General features: G+C 68.1%; 17 protein-coding genes. All 17 read left to right on the top strand.

Translation table 11 applies throughout. From position 1 onward, the window contains the following. Positions 1 to 124 precede the first annotated feature (124 nt). Positions 125 to 2,860 carry an aconitate hydratase AcnA gene (acnA, locus tag ACK5F2_RS17510; RefSeq protein ID WP_409867010.1) on the top strand — a complete coding sequence of 912 codons (2,736 nt, stop codon included), beginning with the start codon at positions 125 to 127 and terminating at the stop codon, positions 2,858 to 2,860. 160 nt (positions 2,861 to 3,020) lie between these two features. Beyond that, positions 3,021 to 3,698, top strand: a complete 678-nt coding sequence (locus ACK5F2_RS17515; RefSeq protein ID WP_409867012.1) for a sensor histidine kinase — start codon at positions 3,021 to 3,023, stop codon at positions 3,696 to 3,698. After that, entirely contained in the window at positions 3,695 to 4,420 is a 726-nt protein-coding gene (locus ACK5F2_RS17520) for a response regulator transcription factor (protein ID WP_409867014.1), read from the top strand. Before ACK5F2_RS17515 ends, ACK5F2_RS17520 begins: the two co-directional genes overlap by 4 nt. An 81-nt stretch (positions 4,421 to 4,501) precedes the next feature. Further along, positions 4,502 to 5,077 carry a DUF4255 domain-containing protein gene (locus tag ACK5F2_RS17525; RefSeq protein ID WP_409867016.1) on the top strand — a complete coding sequence of 192 codons (576 nt, stop codon included), beginning with the start codon at positions 4,502 to 4,504 and terminating at the stop codon, positions 5,075 to 5,077. After that, entirely contained in the window at positions 5,074 to 5,766 is a 693-nt protein-coding gene (locus tag ACK5F2_RS17530) for a hypothetical protein (protein WP_409867019.1), read from the top strand. Before ACK5F2_RS17525 ends, ACK5F2_RS17530 begins: the two co-directional genes overlap by 4 nt. An 18-nt stretch (positions 5,767 to 5,784) precedes the next feature. Further along, positions 5,785 to 7,404, top strand: coding sequence for a phage tail sheath family protein (locus ACK5F2_RS17535; RefSeq protein WP_409867022.1), 1,620 nt, complete (start codon positions 5,785 to 5,787; stop codon positions 7,402 to 7,404). A 38-nt stretch (positions 7,405 to 7,442) separates the two neighbouring features. After that, entirely contained in the window at positions 7,443 to 7,901 is a 459-nt protein-coding gene (locus ACK5F2_RS17540) for a phage tail protein (RefSeq protein WP_133602717.1), read from the top strand. A 32-nt stretch (positions 7,902 to 7,933) separates the two neighbouring features. After that, positions 7,934 to 8,422, top strand: coding sequence for a phage tail protein (locus ACK5F2_RS17545; RefSeq protein WP_409867024.1), 489 nt, complete (start codon positions 7,934 to 7,936; stop codon positions 8,420 to 8,422). 14 nt (positions 8,423 to 8,436) lie between these two features. Further along, positions 8,437 to 8,634 carry a DUF5908 family protein gene (locus ACK5F2_RS17550; RefSeq protein ID WP_409867027.1) on the top strand — a complete coding sequence of 66 codons (198 nt, stop codon included), beginning with the start codon at positions 8,437 to 8,439 and terminating at the stop codon, positions 8,632 to 8,634. A 1-nt stretch (position 8,635) separates the two neighbouring features. Next, positions 8,636 to 9,331: a peptidoglycan-binding protein gene (locus ACK5F2_RS17555; protein WP_409867030.1), complete on the top strand. Its 696-nt coding sequence runs from the start codon at positions 8,636 to 8,638 to the stop codon at positions 9,329 to 9,331. A 12-nt stretch (positions 9,332 to 9,343) separates the two neighbouring features. Next, positions 9,344 to 11,128: a type VI secretion system tip protein VgrG gene (gene vgrG / locus ACK5F2_RS17560; RefSeq protein ID WP_409867032.1), complete on the top strand. Its 1,785-nt coding sequence runs from the start codon at positions 9,344 to 9,346 to the stop codon at positions 11,126 to 11,128. Positions 11,129 to 11,142: 14 nt separating this feature from the next. Next, the gene (locus ACK5F2_RS17565; RefSeq protein WP_409846089.1) at positions 11,143 to 11,442 is read left to right on the top strand and encodes a PAAR domain-containing protein; all 300 of its coding nucleotides are present in this window, start codon (positions 11,143 to 11,145) and stop codon (positions 11,440 to 11,442) included. A 2-nt stretch (positions 11,443 to 11,444) separates the two neighbouring features. Beyond that, entirely contained in the window at positions 11,445 to 11,852 is a 408-nt protein-coding gene (locus ACK5F2_RS17570; protein WP_409867034.1) for a GPW/gp25 family protein, read from the top strand. Then, on the top strand, positions 11,852 to 15,679 hold the full coding sequence (locus tag ACK5F2_RS17575; protein ID WP_409867036.1) for a hypothetical protein: 3,828 nt from the start codon (positions 11,852 to 11,854) through the stop codon (positions 15,677 to 15,679). Before ACK5F2_RS17570 ends, ACK5F2_RS17575 begins: the two co-directional genes overlap by 1 nt. Further along, a complete protein-coding gene (locus ACK5F2_RS17580; RefSeq protein ID WP_409867038.1) occupies positions 15,676 to 16,473 on the top strand; it encodes a hypothetical protein in 798 nt (265 codons plus the stop codon). The genes ACK5F2_RS17575 and ACK5F2_RS17580 overlap by 4 nt, the downstream gene beginning before the upstream one ends. Continuing rightward, positions 16,470 to 18,941, top strand: coding sequence for a hypothetical protein (locus ACK5F2_RS17585; protein ID WP_409867040.1), 2,472 nt, complete (start codon positions 16,470 to 16,472; stop codon positions 18,939 to 18,941). Before ACK5F2_RS17580 ends, ACK5F2_RS17585 begins: the two co-directional genes overlap by 4 nt. Then, positions 18,938 to 19,772, top strand: an 835-nt coding sequence (locus tag ACK5F2_RS17590; RefSeq protein WP_409867043.1) for a contractile injection system tape measure protein, incomplete at its 3' end; no start/stop codon positions are given. The genes ACK5F2_RS17585 and ACK5F2_RS17590, both read left to right, overlap by 4 nt.

The following is a 19,772-nucleotide window of genomic DNA, read 5'->3' on the forward strand; positions in this document are numbered from 1 at the left end:
GGGAAGAATCGCTGCTACGAGACATGGCCGAATTATGGCGAGCCCGACTCAAGACCCCGGTAGCAGTAGGACGGGCGTTTCAGGCATGCTTTGCCTCCACCACCGTTCCAGTTTGGAGAAGCCCATGCCCAATAGCCAGCACGCCTTTGCCAGCACCCTCAGCGAGTTCAGGACCGCGTCGGGACGCACAGGGAGCTACTACTCACTGCCCGAGCTGGCCCGACAGCATCCGAACGTGAAGCGCCTGCCGGTTTCGCTGCGCATCGTGCTGGAGTCGGTGCTGCGCAACTGCGACGGCCAGAAGGTTGCGCCCGAGCATGTGACCCAGCTGGCCAACTGGGCGCCCAATGCCGCGCGCAACGAGGAGATCCCCTTTGTCGTGGCCCGCGTGGTGCTGCAGGACTTCACCGGCGTGCCCCTGCTGGCCGATCTGGCGGCCATGCGCAATGTGGCGGCGGCACAGGGCAAGAATCCCAAGGCCATCGAACCCCTGGTGCCCGTAGACCTGGTGGTGGACCACTCGGTCATGATCGACCACTACGGGAGCAAAAAGGCCCTGGACCTGAACATGAAGCTGGAGTTCGAGCGCAACCGCGAGCGCTACGAGTTCATGAAGTGGGGCATGCAGGCCTTTGACACTTTTGGCGTCGTGCCCCCGGGCTTCGGCATCGTGCACCAGGTCAATCTGGAGTATCTGGCCCGCGGCGTGCACAAGACCGGCAAAAAAACCGGCAAAAGGGCCGGCCAGGTCTACTACCCCGACAGCCTGGTGGGCACGGACAGCCACACCACCATGATCAACGGCATCGGCGTGGTGGGCTGGGGCGTGGGCGGCATCGAGGCCGAGGCCGGCATGCTGGGCCAGCCGGTCTACTTCCTGACGCCCGATGTGGTGGGCTTCGAGCTCAGCGGCCGCCTGCGCGAGGGCGTCACCGCCACCGACCTGGTGCTCACCGTCACCGAGATCCTGCGCCAGGCCAAGGTGGTGGGCAAGTTCGTGGAGTTCTTCGGCGAGGGCACGGCAAGCCTCTCGGTGCCCGACCGCGCCACCATCGCGAACATGGCCCCCGAGTACGGCGCCACCATGGGCTTCTTCCCGGTGGACGACAAGACCCTGGACTACTTCCGCGGCACCGGCCGCACGGGCAAGGAGATCGAGGCCTTCGAGGCCTACTTCAAGGCCCAGGAACTCTTTGGCATTCCCAAGGCCGGCGAGATCGACTACAGCGCCGTGATCAAGCTGGACCTGGGCACGGTGACGCCCTCCCTGGCCGGCCCCACGCGCCCGCAGGACCGCATCGAGATCGGCCATCTCTCCGGCAAGTTCAGCGAGCTCTTCAGCAAGCCGGTAGCCGAGAACGGCTTCAACCAGCCCGCCGAAAAGCTGGGCCAGGTCTTCAAGACCACGAGCGGCCTGGACATCCGCAACGGCGATGTGCTGATCGCCGCCATCACCTCCTGCACCAACACCTCCAACCCCGGCGTGCTGCTGGCCGCGGGCCTGCTGGCCAAGAAGGCGGTAGAGGCCGGGCTCAAGGTGCAACCCCATATCAAGACCTCGCTGGCCCCAGGCTCGCGCATCGTGACCGAGTATCTGGAGAAGGCCGGCCTGCTGCCCTATCTGGAAAAGCTCGGCTTCAACCTCGCCGCCTACGGCTGCACCACCTGCATCGGCAATGCCGGTGATCTGGCCCCCGAGCTCAACGAGGTGATCACGGGCAACGACCTGGTCTGTGCCGCCGTGCTCTCGGGCAACCGCAACTTCGAGGCCCGCATCCACCCGAATCTCAAGGCCAACTTCCTGGCCTCGCCGCCCCTGGTGGTGGCCTATGCCATCGCCGGCAATGTGACGGTGGACCTGATGACGCAGCCGGTGGGCCTGGGCAAGAAAGGCAAGCCCATCTACCTGGGCGACATCTGGCCCACGAGCGAGGAGGTCTACGCGCTGATGAAGTACGCGATGAACCCCAAGGCCTTCAAGCAGAACTACGAACAGGTGGACAAGAAGCCGGGCAAGCTCTGGCAGGCCATCAAGGGCGTGGAGGGCCAGGTCTACAACTGGCCCCAGAGCACTTACATCGCGCAGCCGCCCTTCTTCCAGGGCTTCACGCAGGAGCCGGTGTTCACGGCCGCCGGCGTGCAGGGCGCGCGCATCATGGCCCTGTTCGGCGACTCCATCACCACCGACCACATCTCGCCGGCCGGCTCCATCAAGGACAGCTCGCCCGCCGGCCAGTACCTGCTGGCCCAGGGCGTGAGCAAGCCCGACTTCAACAGCTACGGCTCACGCCGCGGCAACCATGAGGTGATGATGCGCGGCACTTTTGCCAATGTGCGCATCAAGAATCTGATGATCCCGCCCAAGGCCGATGGCAGCCGCGAGGAAGGCGGCTGGACGCTGTATCAACCCTCGGGCGAGAAGCGCTACATCTACGACGCGGCCATGGACTACATCGCCGCGGGCGTGCCCACCGTGATCTTCGGCGGCGAGGAATACGGCACCGGCTCCAGCCGCGACTGGGCCGCCAAGGGCACCCAGCTGCTGGGCATCAAGGCCGTGGTGGCCAAGAGCTTCGAGCGCATCCACCGCTCCAATCTGGTGGGCATGGGCGTGCTGCCCCTGCAGTTCAAGACCGGGGACAGCTGGGAGAGCCTGGGACTCAAGGGCGACGAGCTGATCGATATCCGCCTCGAGGGCGAACTCAAGCCCCAGCGCGAAGCCACCCTGGTGGTCACCCGCGCCGACGGCAGCCGCTTCGAGCGGGCGCTGATCCTGCGCATCGACACGCCCATCGAGGTGGAGTACTACCGCCACGGCGGCATCCTGCCGTTTGTGCTGAGACAGCTGCTGGCAGCCTGAGCAGGCCGCCAGGCTCAAGGCCGCTTGTCTCAACGTAATTCCGAACCGGGAGCCGCCAAGGCTGCACTAGTAGCTTCTGACAGCTTGACGAGCCCGGATCGGGCTTTCTACCCTTTGCGGCCCGCAGCAACCAACTGCGCAGCCGCGAAGGGAGTAGAAAATGGTCCAGCCACCCATGGCGAACCAAGGCTTGTCCGGCAGCATCAAGCAGGACGCCGGCCCCCTGATCGAGATCCTGCATGACGATTTGGCCCAGCTGCTGAGCCTGGCCATGATCCAGCTGGATTACGCCCGCCACGGCGCTGACCCGGAGGCCCTGGAGCGCGCCCGCGGTCTGGTGGGAGGCGCCCTGAGCAGCACCCGCGGCCTGCTGGCGCGGCTGCAAGACGCGGCAGTGCCCAAAACTGGACGCGGGCCGCGCAGCCAGGATCTGGCACGGGCGCTGCAGCGCTGCGCCCAGCGGCTGGGTCGAGCCAGCGCCACGCCCCTGGCCTTCAGCCGCTCTGGCAACCCGGCCCAGCCCGCCCCGGAAATTGCCCAGGTGCTGCTGGCTGCCACCCGCGAATTGCTGCTCAACGCCTGCCGTCATGCAGCCGGCGCGCCGGTCGAACTGCGCCTGGGTGACGGAGGGGACCCAGAGCAAGTCCAGATCCTGGTGGCCGATCGCGGGCCGGGACTGGCCAAGGCCCTGAGCCAAGCCCGTTCGGGCCATGGTCTCGGTCTGTCCAGCCTGGGGAGTCGCCTGGCCCCTGTGGGGGCACGCTTGCGCTGGCGGGCCGACGGTCTGGGCGTGCAGGCCAGCATACGCTGGCGCACCAGTGCTGCGCTGCGCACATGAGCCCGGGCCAGAGCATCCGCGTGCTGGTGGCCGATGACCACCATCTCGTGCGTGAGGGTTTGATCGCCCTGCTGCGCCGGGAGCCCGATCTGGACCTGCTGGCCGAGGCTCGCGACGGCATGGAATTGGTCCGCCTGGCGCGCCAGCTCGAACCCGATGTCGCGATCGTGGACATGTCCATGCCCCGCATGAGCGGGCTGGAGGCTCTGCGGCGGCTGCGCTCGGAAGCCCTGGACTGTCGCCTGCTCTGCCTTTCCGCCCACCGCGACCTGCAGCAGGTCATGGCCGCCCTGGAGGCCGGTGCCAGCGGCTTTGTGCTGAAAGACAACTCCTTCGAGGATCTGGCTCGCGGGGTGCGCCGGGTGGCGACCCGCCAGCTCTTCCTCAGCAGCGAACTGGCTTCGGACTTGCTGGCGCACCAGCAGCAGCGCCTGGGCACCGCCCCCCTGCCGGCCGCCTCACCGCTTGAGCGACTCACCGCCCGCGAGCGCCAGATGGTGAGGTTGCTTTCCGAGGGCTACAGCGCCCGTCAGATCGCCGAACAGCTGCATCTGAGCGCCAAGACCGTGGCCACACACCGCGAGCATGTGTTTGCCAAGCTGCAGATCCAGGGCATTGCGGAGCTGACCCGCTTTGCGCTGCGTGCCGGACTGAGCAGCCTGGAGGCCGAGCCTCCTCAGCGAGACACCCGCCCCGGGTTTTCCCCATCAGCAGATTGCTGAGGCGGATTCAGCCGCCGGCCGATGGCGCCTGAGGCCGGCGGGGCCTAAGGTTCTCCCAGCATCACAGGGAGAGCCAGCACCATGATCGACGCCGCCCTGAGCCATCTGGCCGGGCAACTCAACGAACACCTGCGCCGCCGCTTCCAGGTCGACGAGGACCTGGCCGTGCTGTCCAATCTGCACGAGCTCAACGGCAGTCTGGTGCCCCTGGTCGCCAACAAGCTGGTGCTCTTCCTGGCCGGCGTCGAGCGCGACAGCATGGCACATCGTGCCGGCAACGCGCCCGGCCTGAGCCCGGCGCCCGCGCTACAGAGCCCGGCACCGGTTTACCTGAATCTGCTGCTCATGTGTGCCGCCAACTTCAGCGGCAGCAACTACCCCGAGGCGCTCAAGTTCCTCTCCGGCGCCATCAGCTTCTTCCAGAGCCATCCGGTGCTGGACCACCAGAACAGCCCCGGCATGCATGAGGGCCTGGAGCGGCTGATTCTGAACATCGAGAACCTGAGCAGCTCCGAGATGCACAGTCTCTGGGGCATACACAGCGGCCGCTACCTGCCATCCGTGCTGTACCGGGTGCGCATGGTGAGCGTGGAAGGCAGCCACATCGAGCTGCGCTTGCCAAGGGTGCAGCAAATCGACACCCGGGGTCTTTCATGAGCCGCATGGATCGCTACCACCTTCTGGCCCGCGCCACGATTGGCAGCGAATACCACGCGGACGGCCGAGCCCGCCTGCTGCGCTTCCTGCCCGATGCACAAAGCCAGCTTGTCCTGCGTGCCTACGGGCTGGTTTGCCGCAGCGATGGCACCGAGCTCGCCGTCCTGGGCGAAGAGCGTGATCTGCAGAGACTCTGGGCCGCCAGACGTCCCGCCACGCTGAACTTCAGTCTGAGCTGCGATGACCCGGCGCATCTTCTGTATCGCGAGGCTGCTGCCTTGCCTACGCTGAGTCTGGCACTGTTTGAGGGCGAGCATGCAGACTTCACGGCCTGGCTGCACAGCCCGACGCGCCAGCAGCACCTGCAGCTGGCCGCCCGACGCACCATCTGGAAGTACCTGCTGCTGGGCGACTGGTCGGGTCAACAGCCCGAGCTGCATGATCCCTTGGGTCTGGTGCAGTTCGAAGCCGCCACGCCCCTGGCACTGGGGGATGGTCGCAGCGCCCTGGCCATCCGCAGCGGCAGCGCCCTGCCCTTGGCCGAACGTGCCGTCCCGCGCTTCCAGCTGCGGGATGCCAACGCTCACCCGCCGCGCCTGCTCATGGCACGGCTCCCCGTGGCCGCCCCTGGCGGTCTGCAACGCGAGCCCGACGGTACGCCGGTCTCGGAAATCTTCGTCAGCCGCTGACCCAAGCAGGAGAAACCGATGGGAGTGATGAAAACCCCGGGCGTCTACATCGTCGAGAAGAACGCCTTCCCCAACTCGGTGGTCGAAGTCGCCACCGCGGTGCCGGCCTTCGTCGGCTACACCGAGAAAGCCGACAACCACAACACACCGCTGAATCTCAAGCCCTGGCGCATCAGCTCCATGGCCGAGTACCACCAGTACTTCGGCGGCCCACCCAAGCCCCTGTTCTCAATCACGCAGGCGGCCAAGAAAGAAGACGGCCACTTCCGCGCGCTGACCACGGCCGACAAGCCCGACAGCGAGGCCGGCTTCACCATCGCCCAGATCGCCGGCAGCGCGGGCGGCAACTACGGCCTCTACAACGCCCTGCGCCACTTCTTCCAAAACGGTGGTGGCCCCTGCTACATCGTCTCGGTGGGCGGCTACGGCGGCGACCTCGACCCCGACGCCTTCAAGGCCGGCATCCTGGAGCTGCTCAAGGAGCAGGAGCCCACCATGCTGCTGATCCCGGAAGCGGTGCGCCTGGACAAGGAGGTCTGCTATGACCTGCAGGAGGCCATGCTGTCCCACTGCGGCTACGCCATGCGTAACCGTGTGGCGATTCTGGATGTCTGGAACGGCGACAAGCCGCGCACCTTTCCCGCGGGCGATCCAGTGGCGGACTTCCGCAATGGCCTGGGTATCAACTTCCTGGACTTCGCGGCCGCCTACTACCCCTGGCTCAACACGACCGTGGTGGGTGAGAAGGAGCTCAGCTTCGAGAACATCGACAGCGGCAGCGTCGCCCAGCTCCAGACCCTGCTGCGTGCCGAGCTCAAGCTCGAGGCTGCGGCGCCAGCCGACGCCAAGCCGGGACTGAAGGCGCTGTATGACGCGGTGGACGGCATTGCCACCGATTTCAGCAAACAGGTGCAGTCCGAGCTCAAGCCCGATGACAAGCCCTTGAGCAAGGATGAACTGGATGCCGCCGTGCTGGCCCGCAAGAGCCTGCTCAACAAGACCCTCACCCGACTGAGCTCGGTCTTCAACACCGTGCTGAGCGAGGCACGCCGCCAGCTCAACACCCTGCCCCCCAGCGCCGCCATGGCAGGTGTCTACACCATGGTGGACAACACCCGGGGCGTGTGGAAGGCGCCGGCCAATGTGAGCCTGGCTGGCGTGATCTCGCCCACCGTGAGCATTTCGGCCGAGCAGCAGGAAGACCTCAACGTCACGGCCCAAGGCAAGAGCATCAATGCCATCCGCGCTTTCATCGGCGAGGGCGTGCTGGTCTGGGGCGCCCGCACCTTGGATGGCAACAGCCTGGACTGGCGCTATGTGAATGTGCGCCGCACCATGATCATGCTGGAGGAAAGCTGCCGTCTGGCGGCCAAGGCCATGGTCTTCGAGCCCAATGTGGCCAATACCTGGGTGACGATCAAGAGCATGATCAGCAACTTCCTCACCAGTGTGTGGAAGCGCGGCGGCCTGATGGGCGCCGTCCCCGAGGACGCCTTCAGCGTCCATGTGGGCCTGGGCGAGACCATGACGCCCGACGACATTCTCGAAGGCATTCTGCGTGTCACGGTCCTGGTGGCCATGGTGCGGCCGGCCGAATTCATCGAGATCACCTTCCAGCAGCAGATGCCCAAGTCCTGAGGCACTGAACAGCAAAAACCACCTACTGGAGAAATCACATGGCTGATGACGGCTCCAAGCAATCGACCAATGTCTGGCCCCTGCCCAAGTTCTACTTCCAGGTGAAATGGGACTCGGCCGTCCTGTCCTTCGAAGAGGTCTCTGGCCTCGATGTGGAGGCGCAACCCATCGAGTACCGGCATGGCGACAGTCCCATCTTCGCGCCCACCAAGATGCCAGGGCTGAAGAAGTACGGCAATGTCACGATGAAGAAAGGCGTCTTCAAGTCGGACAACAAGTTCTGGGACTGGTTCAACAAGATCAAGATGAACACCATCAAGCGGGTGCCCGTCACGATCAGTCTGCTGGACGAGGCCGGCAAGCCCACCATGGTCTGGACCCTCAGCAATGCCTGGCCCACCAAGATCACCGGCACCGATCTGAAGGCCGAGGGCAATGAGGTGGCGGTCGAGACCATCGAGATCGCCCACGAGGGCCTGACCATCGCCAACGCCTGAGCGGCGGCAGCGGTCTCCTGCGAAGGTGCCACGTGGCCACCCGCGCCCCCAGCCCCACCAGCGGCAGCGCCGATCTGCCGGTGGCCTTCGCCTTCAAGGTGGAGTTCATGGGCCTGCCGGAGCAGAACGGTCCGCTGCAACTGGCCTTTCAGGAGGTATCGGGCCTGGGCAGCCAGCTGGACACCGAGGAGTTGCAGGAAGGCGGTGAGAACCGCTTTCGTCACCAGCTCCCGACACAGCCGCAGGCGCGGCGGCTCAGTCTCAAGCGGGCCCTGGTCAATCGCAACTCCCCCCTGCTCACCTGGTGTGCCAAGGTGCTGGAGGGCGGCTTTGCCGAACCGATCAAGCTGGCCAGCGTCAAGGTTCAGCTGATCAATGCCGCCGGCCAGCCCCTGCTGGTCTGGTGGTGCCGCAACGCCTACCCGGTGCGCTGGGAGGTGGACGCCTTCGGATCAAACAAGAACGAGGCGGCCATCGAGACCATCGAACTGGCTTATCAGACCCTGGGCAGTCCCAGCTGAAGGAAGCATCCGCCATGCCGCTCGAGATTCGACAACTGCTGCTGGACGCCGAGATCGCCCAAGGGCGTACCGACGACGGGTTCGACGACGACCGCGATGAGGACGAAGACTTCTGCGAGGCCGGTGGCGAGCGCGAGCGGCTCAAGCAGGACATCCTGGCCGAGTGCAAGCTCTGGATGCAGGAGCAGCTGCAGCAGATGAGGGAACGCTGAGATGGCCACCGCCAACGGCACCAAGCAGGCCATGACCATCACCCGCTGCAGCATCGGCAGCGACGGCAAGGTCTATGTGGAAGACAAGCGCAACTACAAGATGGTCATCAACCCCTCGGAGTTCAACCACGAGCGACGCATCTGCTACAACCGCCGCCCCACCCTGGGCCAGACCGGCAACCCTGTGCGCTTCTCGGCCATGGAGCCGGACAAGATCAGCTTCAGCCTGAGCTTCGACGGAACCGGCGTGGTGCCCGTGCCCTCGGGTAATGAGGCGCCGGCCGACGTAAGCGGCCAGCTCGAAGCCCTGAGCCGCATCATCTACGACTACAACGGCGAGAAGCACGAGCCCTATCACGTACAGATTCTCTGGGGCACCCTGCTGTTCTATGGCCGGCTGCAGAACATCAGCACACGCTACACCCTGTTCAAGCCCAGCGGCGCACCGCTGCGGGCCAAGTCGGACCTGAGCTTCCTGGGCTTTGCCACCACCAAGTACGCCCAGCTCTCGGCCAATCGCAGCTCCCCCGACCTCAGTCACACCGTGGAGGTCTGCGCCGGCGACACCCTGCCCTTGCTGTGCCTGCGCATCTATGGCGACAGCCGCTACTACCCGCAGGTGGCCCGCTTCAACGGCCTGCGCGAGTTCCGACGGCTTCAGCCGGGCCTGCGCCTGCACTTTCCGCCCCTGGCCTGAGGACGCCTACGCATGGCCAGCAAGCCCAGTGATCAGAGCGACGGCGCGCTGCGCCTGGTGCTCAGCTGCGACGGTGAGGACCAGGAGGGCCTGCCCCTGATCAGCGTCACGATCCGCAAGGCGCTGAACAGCGTGCCATGGGCCCGCATCGTGCTGGCCGACGGGGACATGCCCGAGGGCAAGATGCCCCAAAGCGACGCCACGCTGTTCAAGCCGGGTGCCAAGCTCGCCATCCGCGCGGGCTATGGCGACCAGGACACACAGATCTTCGCCGGCCTGCTGGTACGCCATGGCCTCAAGATCAGCGCCGGCAACGACGCCCGCCTGGTCCTGGAGTGCCGCGATGCCGCCTGCAAGATGACCCTGGGCCGGCGCAGCGCCAACTATGTGGACCAGAAGGACAGCGACATCATCCAGGCGCTGATCGAGCGGGCCGGGCTGAGCGCCACGGTCCAGGCCAGTGACATCAGTCACAAGGAGCTGGTGCAGTACTACTGCAGCGACTGGGATTTCATGCTGGCCCGCGCACAAGCCCTGGGCATGGTGGTGCGTGTAGATGACGGCGCGGTGCATATCGCCCCGCCGGAGGCTGGCGGCGCTGCCCTGAGCGTCGCCTGGGGCGATGAGCTGATGGATTTCCAGGCCGACATCGATGCACGCAGCCAATGGCAGGCGGTGCAGGCCGCCTCCTGGAGCCTGTCGAGCCAGGCCCTGCTGCAGAGCGCCAGCAGCGCCAGCACGGCAGTCGGCAGCCAGGGCAATCTTGATGGCGCCGCCCTGTCGGCGGTGGCCAGCCCCGCGATCCTGCAGCTGCAAAGCAGTGCGCCGCAGGAACAGGCGGCCCTGGAGGCCTGGGCCAAGGCGACCCAGCTGCGCGCGGCCCTGGCCCGGGTGCGGGGGCGCATGAGCTTCCAGGGCACGGCCCTGGCTAAGCCCGGGGTCGTCGTCGCGCTCAGCGGCGTGGGCACGCGCTTCTCGGGCGATGTCTATCTGAGCGCGGTCGAGCACCAGCTGGTCGACGGCAACTGGATCTGCCTGGCCGAGTTCGGACTGGATCCAGAGCTGCACACCCAGCGCGGCGATGTGCAGGCCCCGCCGGGGGCAGGTCTGCTGCCCGGCGTCGGCGGCTTGCAGATCGGCAAGGTGATCAAGCTTGATGGTGATCCCGAGGGCCAGAACAAGATCCAGGTCAGCCTGCCCACCTGGCAATGCGAGACTGAAGGCGTCTGGGCCCGCCTGCTGCAGTTCCACGCCTCCAGCGGCTTCGGCGCATTCTTCCTGCCCGAGGTGGGCGACGAGGTGCTGCTGGGCTATCTCAACGACGACCCCTGCCACCCCGTGGTGCTGGGCAGTCTCTACAGCAGCGCACGAACGCCGCCCTACGCCCTGGCCGCCGAGAACGACACCAAGGCCCTGGTGACCCGCTGCAAGCACCGCTTCGAGTTCAACGAGGCCGACAAGATCATCACGCTGACGACGCCCGCCAAGAACCAGCTGGTGCTGGACGACAAGGACCAGAGCATCCTGATCAAGGATCAGCACGGCAACAGCATCAAGCTCAGCAGCGAGGGCATTGCGCTCGACAGCCCCAATGACATCAAGCTCAGTGCCAAGGGGGGCATTTCACTGGAGGCGGTCAATGCCATCACGCTCAAGTCGCAGGCCGACTTCAAGGCCAGTGCACTCAACATCAGCTGCGAGGCCCAGATGGCCCTGAGCGCCAAGGGTTCGGCCAGCGCCGAGCTCTCGGCCTCGGGCCAGACCACGGTCAAGGGCGCCTTGGTGATGATCAACTGAACGGAGCTCTCGCCATGCCCCCCGCCGCCCGCCTGACCGATATGCACAGCTGCCCCATGCAGACGCCGGGTCTGCCGCCCATCCCGCATGTGGGCGGGCCGGTCATCGGCCCCGGTGTGCCCAGCGTGCTGATCGGCAAGCTGCCAGCCGCCGTAGTGGGGGACAACGCCGTATGCGTCGGTCCGCCGGACACCATCGTGATGGGCTCTACCACCGTGCTGATCGGCAGCAAACCGGCTGCGCGCATCGGCGACCCCACGGCCCATGGCGGCAGCATCGTGCTGGGCTGTTTCACCGTCCTCATCGGAGGCTGATGATGAGTTTCCTGGGCCGTGGCTGGAGTTTCCCACCCCGTTTCGATGAGCAGGGCCGGGTCCTGATGGTGGAAAACGAGGACGATGTCGCCGAGAGCCTGCGAATCCTGCTGGCCACCCGCTGCGGCGAGCGCGTGATGCAGGCGGGCTATGGCACGCATCTGCACCGCATGGTGTTCGAGACGGCCGACGAGCAGACCCTCACCGCTATCAAGGACATGCTGTCCAAGGCCCTGCTCTTCTATGAGCCGCGGGTGGAGCTGGAGCACATCGATGCCCGCATCGCCGAGGACGAGCTGGCCCGTCTGGAGCTGCGGCTGCACTACCGCATCCGCAGCACCAACACCCGGCACAACCTCGTCTATCCCCTCTACCTGGACCAGGCCAGCCAGGCGGTGGAGGCGCGCTGATGCAAGACCTCAGCCGCAGTGGCACCGCTCAGCAGGATCGTCAGGCCAGCGCTCCCGACGGCCAGAGCCTTCGTCCCGACGAGTGGACCCTGGCCCAGCGCCTGGCCCTGAGCCTGGATCTGGCCGAGCGTCTGGCCTTCGTGAACGAGGCGGGCCAGATCCGTGGCAGCTGGGCGCCCATTTTGCGGCGCGATCCCAGCCTGCTCCTGGCCGAACTGGCGGCTGCCGCAGCGCTGAGCACGCGACACGCGGCCCCGGATGCCGGCGCGGGCAGCGGCCACCGACAGCAGTGGCGACACTGCCTGGCACTTGCCGCCCGCCTGGACGACTTTCTGATGGGCCTGGAGGGCGAGCCGGCGCTGCAGAGCCTGCTGAGTTCCCGCATCACCAGTCACCTGGCCCCGCTGCTGGAGGCTCTCCACCCCTTGTTCCCGGATGGTGAGGGCGCTCAAAGGCTGCGCCACCCGGCCTGGAGGGTGGCGCCGGAGGCCGCGCTGGAGCGGCCCGGTGTTGAACTCCTGCCGCGACGCCTGCGCGAGCTCCGGACCGGCCTGAGCCGCCTGCACGACGAGGCCTCGGCCCTGGCCCGCCAGTGTCTGCCGGACAGCTTGGGCGGCGGCATGCACGAGCCCGCCATGGGCCTGCTGTTGGGCCTGCTGCGCCTGATCGATCAGGCGCGCGCCCCGCTCAACGAGTTCGGTGAGCGCCTGATCCAGCACTACTACCACGATCGCCTGCAATTCCGGCCCCTGCCAGCACGCTGCGACCGCGTGCACCTGCTGCTGCGCCGGGATCCGCGCTACGCCCGGCCCGTGCGCATCCTGCCAGGCAGTCGCTTCCAGGCCGGCCAGACGGCCGATGGCCGCAGCCGCAGCATGCTGGCCGAGCAGGGTCTGGATGTGGGACATATGCAGGTGGCCCGCCTGGCCAGCCTGTGCCTGGAGCACGATCCCATGATCTCGCCCGAGCATCAGCTGGGTTATCCCAGCCGCGCCCGCGCCAATCTCATGGAAGCGCCCACCCCCGAACAGGCCGCCCTGCCTCGCTGCGCGAGTTGGCCGGTGCTGGGTGGCGGCAGCGCCCCCGATGCCGAGATCGGTCTGGCCCTGGCCTCGCCCCTGCTTGCCCTGGCCGGGGGGGAGCGTCGCATCGATCTGGACATGGCCCTGTGCATGCCGGGCGTGCCAGCGCCCGGACTCAGCCCCCTGATGGAACAAGCCCTGCGCTGCCGGGACCGCAGCCGCCTGCCCGTGCTGCTGGGCCAGATCTTCGCCTGCTGGCTCTGCGCCAGCGACCAGGAAGAGCCCGACCCTGCGATGCTGGCGGCCTTGCGTCGCCGCACCCGCCGGCTCCTGCCCTCCGGACACAGGCTGGATGTGGACGATCCGCTGAGCCTGCTGGCCGGCAATCAGCCGCCTGAGCGTGACCTGGTGTTCGACCGCGTCTTCCGCGGCCTCTGGCAGGCCCGGCTGAGCGGCAGCCAGGGCTGGCTGGCCCTGGACGAGGTTCATGTGCAGCGCGGCGCCCGCGGCGGCCTGAAGCTGAGCCTGCGCCTGCGTCCGGAGCACCCGGCGATCCAGGCCTGCAGCCCCGCCCTGCACGGCCCCGCCTGGCCTGAGCAGCCGGTGCTCCAGCTGTGTCTGAGCCGGCGCAGCCGCATCTTCGGACTGGGCCTGCTGCAGCAGTTGCGCCTGCAGGCCCTGCAGCTTCGCGTCGAGGTGCGGGGGCTGAAAGAGCTGCGGCTCTACAACCAGCTCGGGCGCCTGGACGCGAGCAAACCCTTCGCCCCTTTCGGTCCCCTGCCCGACGCCTCGTCCTACCTGATGTTCAGCAGCCCCGAACTGATGAGCAAACCGCTGCAAAGCCTGCGCCTGCAGATGCACTGGGCGGGGCTGCCGGCCGAAGGCCTGGCACATCATTACCGTGCCTACCCCGAGGGTCCCTGGCTGCCGCAGCGTTTCCAGGTGCGGCGCGCCGTGCTCAGCGATGGCCGCTGGCGCGAAGCCCCCCAGCGACCGCTCTTCCCGATCAGCGACAGGGTAGGAGATGCCGAAGCCGGCGTCGGCGACTGTGAGCTGGACCTGGGTGACGCCCAGCTGCTGCGCCTGCACCGGCCCCAGGTGCTCAGTGCCGCCCAGCTCGCCGCCCAGGCGGACTACGGGGCCGGCAGCCGCCAGGGTTTTTTCCGTTTACAGCTCACGGCACCCGCCTTCGGGCATGCGCTCTACCCGCCCCTGCTCACCGAGGTGCTGAGCCACAACGCCCGCCGTGGCTGGCGCCTGCGGCCGCGGGAGCTGCCCCAGGCGCCCTACACGCCCATGCTGGACAGCATCAGCCTGCACTACAGCGCGGCCACCCGGATCCCGGTGCCGGGCGTGCTGGACCGAGGCGCTGCCGCGGCCGAACTGCGCTCCGCGGACGGCGGCCGCGCTGACGCCGCCGCCATGCAAGCCCAGCAAACCCAGCTGATCGAAATCGGCCCCTTCGGTCGCAGCGCCTTGCAGCCCTCGCCCGGCGAGGCAAGTCCAGCGCTCGCGCCCCTATGGCCCGGTGATGGCCAGCTCTACATCGGCCTGCAAGGGCGCGAGGCCGACAGCCTGCTCAGCCTGCTCTTCCAGCTGGATCCCAGCCAGGCCGAAGAGGCGCTGGACGATCAACGGCCCCAGCTCGCCTGGGCGGCTTGGACCCACAAAGGCTGGCAGTCCCTGGAGCCCTACCGCGTGCTGCTGGACCAGACCGAGGGCCTGCTGCGCACCGGCATCATCATGCTGGACCTGCCCGCGGGCTTGCGTCGCGGCTGTCCCGCCTTGGAAGGGCGCATGCCGCCCGGGGCCCAGGACACGGGTGCCCTCTTCTGGCTCTGTCTGTCCGGCCGCGGCCGCCTGCCACGCTTGGCCCCCCTGCAAGGTGTCTGGGCCCAGGCCATCAGCGCCCGCCGCAGCCCCGACAGCGCCGAGGCCCTGCCGCTGCCAGCGCTCAGCGTGCAGACCGCGGCACCGGCCATCCCCGGCCTGGTCCAGGTGCTGCAGACGCAGCCCGGTTTCGATGCCCGCGATGCCGAAGACGAGCGCGCCCTGCGCCTGCGGGCCTGCGAGCTGCTGCGCCACCGGGACCGCGCGCTCAACGCCTGGGATTTCGAACGTCTGGTGCTGCAGGCCTTCCCGGAGGTGTTCAAGCTGATCTGCCTGCCCGCCGAGGACAAGGGGGAGAGCCTGTGTACCGTGGTGGTGGTTCCAGCACTGGCCCCCGGTCAGGAAGTAGACGGCACCGAAGCGCCTCGCCTGGATGCCGCCACCCTGGGACGCATCCGCGACTTCCTGCGCCAGCGCTGCCCGCCCGCCCTGCAGCTGCGGGTTCGCAACCCAGCCTATGAGCGCATCCAGGTGCGCTGCCGTCTGCGCCTGAGCCCAGGGCTGCAGACCGGTGAGCGCCTGCGCGAGCTCAATCAGTGTCTGCGAGACTATCTGTCACCCTGGCGAGCCGGGGGCATCACGGCACGCTTCGACTGGCGGGTGCGCGTGGACGATGTCGAGGCCTTGTTGCGGGCGCAGGACGGGGTCGAGGCGGTGCAAGGACTCTCCTTGCTGCACATCACCCACAGCGATGCCGGGCGCTATCTTCTGGCGGACAGCTTCCATACCCGACAGCATGAGCTGAGACCCGCCCGAGCCTGCAGCCTGGCCCTGCCCATGCGCGGGCATCTGCTGGAGCTGCAGGAGCCTACCCAGGATGGACGAGCCCGATCTACGGGACTGGGTCTGCTCAGGCTGGGTGGCAGCTTCATCATCGGCCAGGGCGGCACGCCAGCGCCGGGAGCACGCCCATGAGCAGCCGCAACCGGGAAACCCTGCGCAACTACTTCAAGGCGGGCGAAATGCCCACCGAAGGCCATTTCGTCGATCTGATCGACTCCATGCTGAACATGCACGACGAAGGCTTCTGCAAGAGCGTCGAGCATGGGGACGAGATCTACGCGGCCATGGGACACGATGCCCTGATCAGTTTCTACCGCGATCAGAAACCCGGCGATGTGCTCTGGCGCGTGCAGCTCGGCCGCACCGAGGACCAGTTGCAGATCGGCAGCGGCGAGAGCACACCCGCGTTGCTGAGCCTGGATGCGCAGCAGCGCGTGGGCATCGGCAAGCCCAAACCCCGCGATCTGCTGGATGTGGGTGGAACCGTGGCCTGCGAAGCCCGGCGCGGCCGCTGGAAGGACGAAGAGCGCCCCGACGTGCTGGCCAATGGCGAATGGCAGGACATCACGCCGGACCTGCACGGCTGCCAGGGCTTCGAGGTGATGGCCGGCGCTGGTCGCCAGGGCAGTGGTCACTTCAGCCTGCTGCATGCCGTGGCGCTCAACACCTACAACCCCGGCGGCGGTCTGCTGGCCTGGTTCAAGCAACGGCGCGGCATACGCCAGACCCGGTCCTGGTGGGGCCGGCGCTGCGACCGCCTGGAACTGCGTTGGTGCGGCAGCCACGGCCGCGAGGCCGAGTACCGGCTGCAGATCCGCAGCGGCTGCGACTTCGGGCCTGGCCAGCGCATCCAGGTTCAGCTCACCCAGCTCTGGACCGACCCGACGATGGCCGACAGCCAACCCCGACAGGAGGCAACGCCGTGACGGGTCCGAGCCTGCAGCGCATCCCGCGCCTGCCTCCCGAGGCCCAGGACGAAGCGCTGGGCTTTGCCAGCCTGCGGCAGCAGGCGCTGGACTGGGTACAACAGGCCAGCGGCGAGCTCTGGACCGACTACAACCTGCACGATCCGGGCGTCAGCCTGCTGGAATCACTGGTCTACGCCCTGACGGAGGAGGTCTATGCCGCGCGCGACAGTGTGCCAGCCCTGCTTGGCCTGGACCCGGACGACCCTGGGCTTGCCAGCGCGCAGTCGGCCCACCATTACGCCCTGCTGCCCCCCGAACAGGTCCGGACCGGCCGGCCTTGCAGCGAGCTGGACCAGCTGGCCTGGCTGCACGAACAGCGCCCCGCCCCACGACACGCCGATCTGGCCGCCCTGCTGGACGCGCGGGGCCGGCCCCTGGGCTTGTGGGCCTGGCGCCAGCTGGGCCCGGACCAGGCCGGGGACTCTGCGCGGCGGCGGCTGGCCGCGAATCTGGCCCAACGTTACTGGCAGCAGCGCAATCTGGGCGAGGACCTGTGGAGCCTGCCGCGCTTGCTGCGTCCCCGCTGGGTGCGCCTGCAGCTGCACCTGGTGCTGCAGGAAGACGCCGAGCTCAGCGAGGTCCTGCCGCCCTTGATGCTGGCCAGCGAGCGCTACATCGCTGCCCTGCCGCTGTCCCTGGAAGCGGATGAGTTGCTCCGCGTTCGGGCCGATCAGCTGCACCTCAGCGATCTGATGCGCAGCCTGCGATGCCTGCCGGGCCTGCGCAGCATCGAGTTGCTGCGCCTGCATGAGCTCGGCACCGCAAACGCGCACGAAACCGAGCCGACCACAGCGCCGAGCGACAGCCTGCCCTGGCGCGGCGAGGACTGGGGTCTGCGTCTGCACTGGCCGGAGCAGCGGCAGGACCTCGCCGACTGGGTCGTGGAACGCAGCGGGGCACGACTGCCCCTGGCCCATGCCGAGCTGCTCCTGCTGCTGCAGGACCTGCGCCGCGAACGCTCCGGCGCCCGCAGCGGCGACCTGGCGCGCCGCTCGGCGCCGGCGACTGGCCGGACCGAAATTCCGCCCGCCCCGCGGCTCGCTGACGAAGGCAGGCCGGGACGCTATGTGCCGGCCTGCCAGCATCTCCCCGATCTGTATCGCGAGCCCCAGGCCTTGCGCTGGACCCATGACCAGGTGCGGCGCCCGCCACCCGGCCAGACCAAGCAGTGGGCCGGCTACCTGGCCCTGCTCGAACAGCCACTGGCCCAGCTGCGGGCCCAGCGGCGGCATCTCGCCAAGCTGTACGACCTGCATAACGCCTCGGCCCGCAGCTACTGGCAGGAACCGCTGGACGCGACACAGCTGCCTGGCTTGAGCTGGCTGGCCGAGACCGCCGCCGATTCACCCGGCCTGCTGGACGCCCAGGATGACGCTGCCGAGCGACGCGGCCGCGCACTGGACCAATTGCTGGCCCTGCACGGCGAGGCCCTGGACTTCGGGCCGCTGCAGGATGTGCCACGCTACCTGGCTCCCCGGGCCTGGGCCTTGCAGCAGCTTGACTGCAAGCGCCGCTACGCCCAGCAGATCGCCGAGTTCACGGGGAACCGGCAGGCCGGCTTTGACTACAGCCGCCCCGGGCCTGAACGCTCGCTGACCCAGGCCGCCCCTTTGCAGCGGCGGCTGGCCTTGCAGCTGCAACTGCTGGCCGGCCCGCGCCTGAGCCAGTGGCTTCAGGTCAGCGGCCGCTTGCCGCTGGAGCCGCCCCATGCCGCCGGCCATCAGGAGCCCGACCCGCCAGGCCACTGGCAGCCCCTGTCGCGTGACATTCCCAGCCCGGACCATGCCGCCGAACCTGCGTCCCTGCCCGATCTGCAGGCTTGGCTGGGAGAGGCGGCCGATGATGCGGCCCTCTGGCGGGCTGCCGTACGGCCCGAGGCCTTTCGCTGCCAGCGACAAAAGGGCCTGTGCCGCCTGAGGCTGGGGCCCGACGCTGAAGGGCGGCTGTGGTCGCTGGGCGAGTTTGCAGACGAGGCCAGTGCCTGGACCCGGGCCGTGGCGCTGCACCAGAGCCTGTGCCGCCTGCAGCAGCACAGCGAGGGCCTGCACCTGGTCGAGCATCTGCTGCTGCGCCCCACCGACGGGGCGGATTCGCCCCGGACGCTGGACGACTTCTTCATGCACCGGCTGAGCATCGTCCTGCCCGGCTGGACCGCACGCTGCGCCGATCCCCGCCTGCGGGCCCTGGCCAGGCTGCGTGTCCAGGAAGCCGCCCCGGCGCAGCTGCGCTGCCGCCTGCTCTGGGTGGACGCCACCGGAATGCAGCGCTTCGAAAGCCTGTGGCTGGCCTGGTTGCTCTCCAAGCGGGCCTATTGCCAGGCCTTGCTGGATGACGAGGCCGTCGCGGGCGCGCAGCGGCGGGTCGACGAGCGCGCCGCCGCATTGAGCGCCTGGCTGCGGCAAGAGCACGCCAAGGAGCCGGCATGAAACTGCTGCCCGCCCTCCAGGCTCATCGCATCGAAACGCTGAGCCTCAGCCTGAGCAGCCGGAACGGCGCGTGCGTGAGCGCAGATCAGCAGGGCCGCTGCCTGCATGAGCTGCTCCTGCCCCTGCTCGGCCCCCTGCTGGACCGTCTGACACCGCCCCAGCAAGTGCTGCGGCTGGAGCGCCTGGAGCTGCACCTGGGGCGACTGAACCTGGACGATGCACCGGAGCGCTGGCGGACCCGGCTCGAGCAGGCGCTGGCCTTGGCCTTGGCCCGGGCCCTGCCGCAATCCGGACCGCCCCTCAAGACCTCGGCCCTGGAGCTGACGCAGTTCCTGCACTTCCTGCAGCACGGCAGCCTGCCCTGGTCCATGGCCTCGGGGCCCGGCAGCTTGCGGCTGTCGCTGTGGCTGGAGAGCCTGGCGCGACGGCAGGGGGCCTTGCTCTGGCGTCGGCTGCAGGCCTTGCCTGACGCTGGCCAGGTGCTGGAGCGCCTGAGCCGCATCAGCCCGCCGCAGGGTCTGCAGGCCCTGCTCGCCGCCCGGCAGCCCGACCTGGCCCAGGGCCTCACGCACTTGGACGAGGCCTGGCTCGCTCCGCTGCAGCACAGCGGCCGCCTCGGCGCCTACCAGGCCGGCCAGCTGCGCCAACGCCTGCGGGTGACGGCCCTGCGCGCACTCTGGGGGCTGCGCGGCCCTTCCACCAGCCAGGCCTGGCGCGAGGCGCTCTTCACAGCGCTGCGCCAAGACCTGGCTGGTGGAAGGGCCGCGCAGCCCCCAGAGTGCGCGCAGGGCCGTCACCCGCAGGCGTTGGCGCAGCTGGCCGGCCTGGTAG

This window comes from Roseateles sp. (assembly GCF_046300915.1).
GTDB lineage: Bacteria > Pseudomonadota > Gammaproteobacteria > Burkholderiales > Burkholderiaceae_C > Kinneretia.

Bases quoted from the DNA above. Each gene is read 5' to 3' on its own strand.
- ACK5F2_RS17580 (WP_409867038.1), top strand. From the start codon at position 15,676: ATGAGCAGCCGCAACCGGGAAACCCTGCGCAACTACTTCAAGGCGGGC.
- ACK5F2_RS17555 (WP_409867030.1), top strand. From the start codon at position 8,636: ATGGCCACCGCCAACGGCACCAAGCAGGCCATGACCATCACCCGCTGC.
- acnA (WP_409867010.1), top strand. From the start codon at position 125: ATGCCCAATAGCCAGCACGCCTTTGCCAGCACCCTCAGCGAGTTCAGG.
- ACK5F2_RS17550 (WP_409867027.1), top strand. From the start codon at position 8,437: ATGCCGCTCGAGATTCGACAACTGCTGCTGGACGCCGAGATCGCCCAA.
- ACK5F2_RS17520 (WP_409867014.1), top strand. From the start codon at position 3,695: ATGAGCCCGGGCCAGAGCATCCGCGTGCTGGTGGCCGATGACCACCAT.
- vgrG (WP_409867032.1), top strand. From the start codon at position 9,344: ATGGCCAGCAAGCCCAGTGATCAGAGCGACGGCGCGCTGCGCCTGGTG.
- ACK5F2_RS17515 (WP_409867012.1), top strand. From the start codon at position 3,021: ATGGTCCAGCCACCCATGGCGAACCAAGGCTTGTCCGGCAGCATCAAG.
- ACK5F2_RS17535 (WP_409867022.1), top strand. From the start codon at position 5,785: ATGGGAGTGATGAAAACCCCGGGCGTCTACATCGTCGAGAAGAACGCC.
- ACK5F2_RS17540 (WP_133602717.1), top strand. From the start codon at position 7,443: ATGGCTGATGACGGCTCCAAGCAATCGACCAATGTCTGGCCCCTGCCC.
- ACK5F2_RS17565 (WP_409846089.1), top strand. From the start codon at position 11,143: ATGCCCCCCGCCGCCCGCCTGACCGATATGCACAGCTGCCCCATGCAG.
- ACK5F2_RS17570 (WP_409867034.1), top strand. From the start codon at position 11,445: ATGAGTTTCCTGGGCCGTGGCTGGAGTTTCCCACCCCGTTTCGATGAG.
- ACK5F2_RS17530 (WP_409867019.1), top strand. From the start codon at position 5,074: ATGAGCCGCATGGATCGCTACCACCTTCTGGCCCGCGCCACGATTGGC.
- ACK5F2_RS17525 (WP_409867016.1), top strand. From the start codon at position 4,502: ATGATCGACGCCGCCCTGAGCCATCTGGCCGGGCAACTCAACGAACAC.
- ACK5F2_RS17575 (WP_409867036.1), top strand. From the start codon at position 11,852: ATGCAAGACCTCAGCCGCAGTGGCACCGCTCAGCAGGATCGTCAGGCC.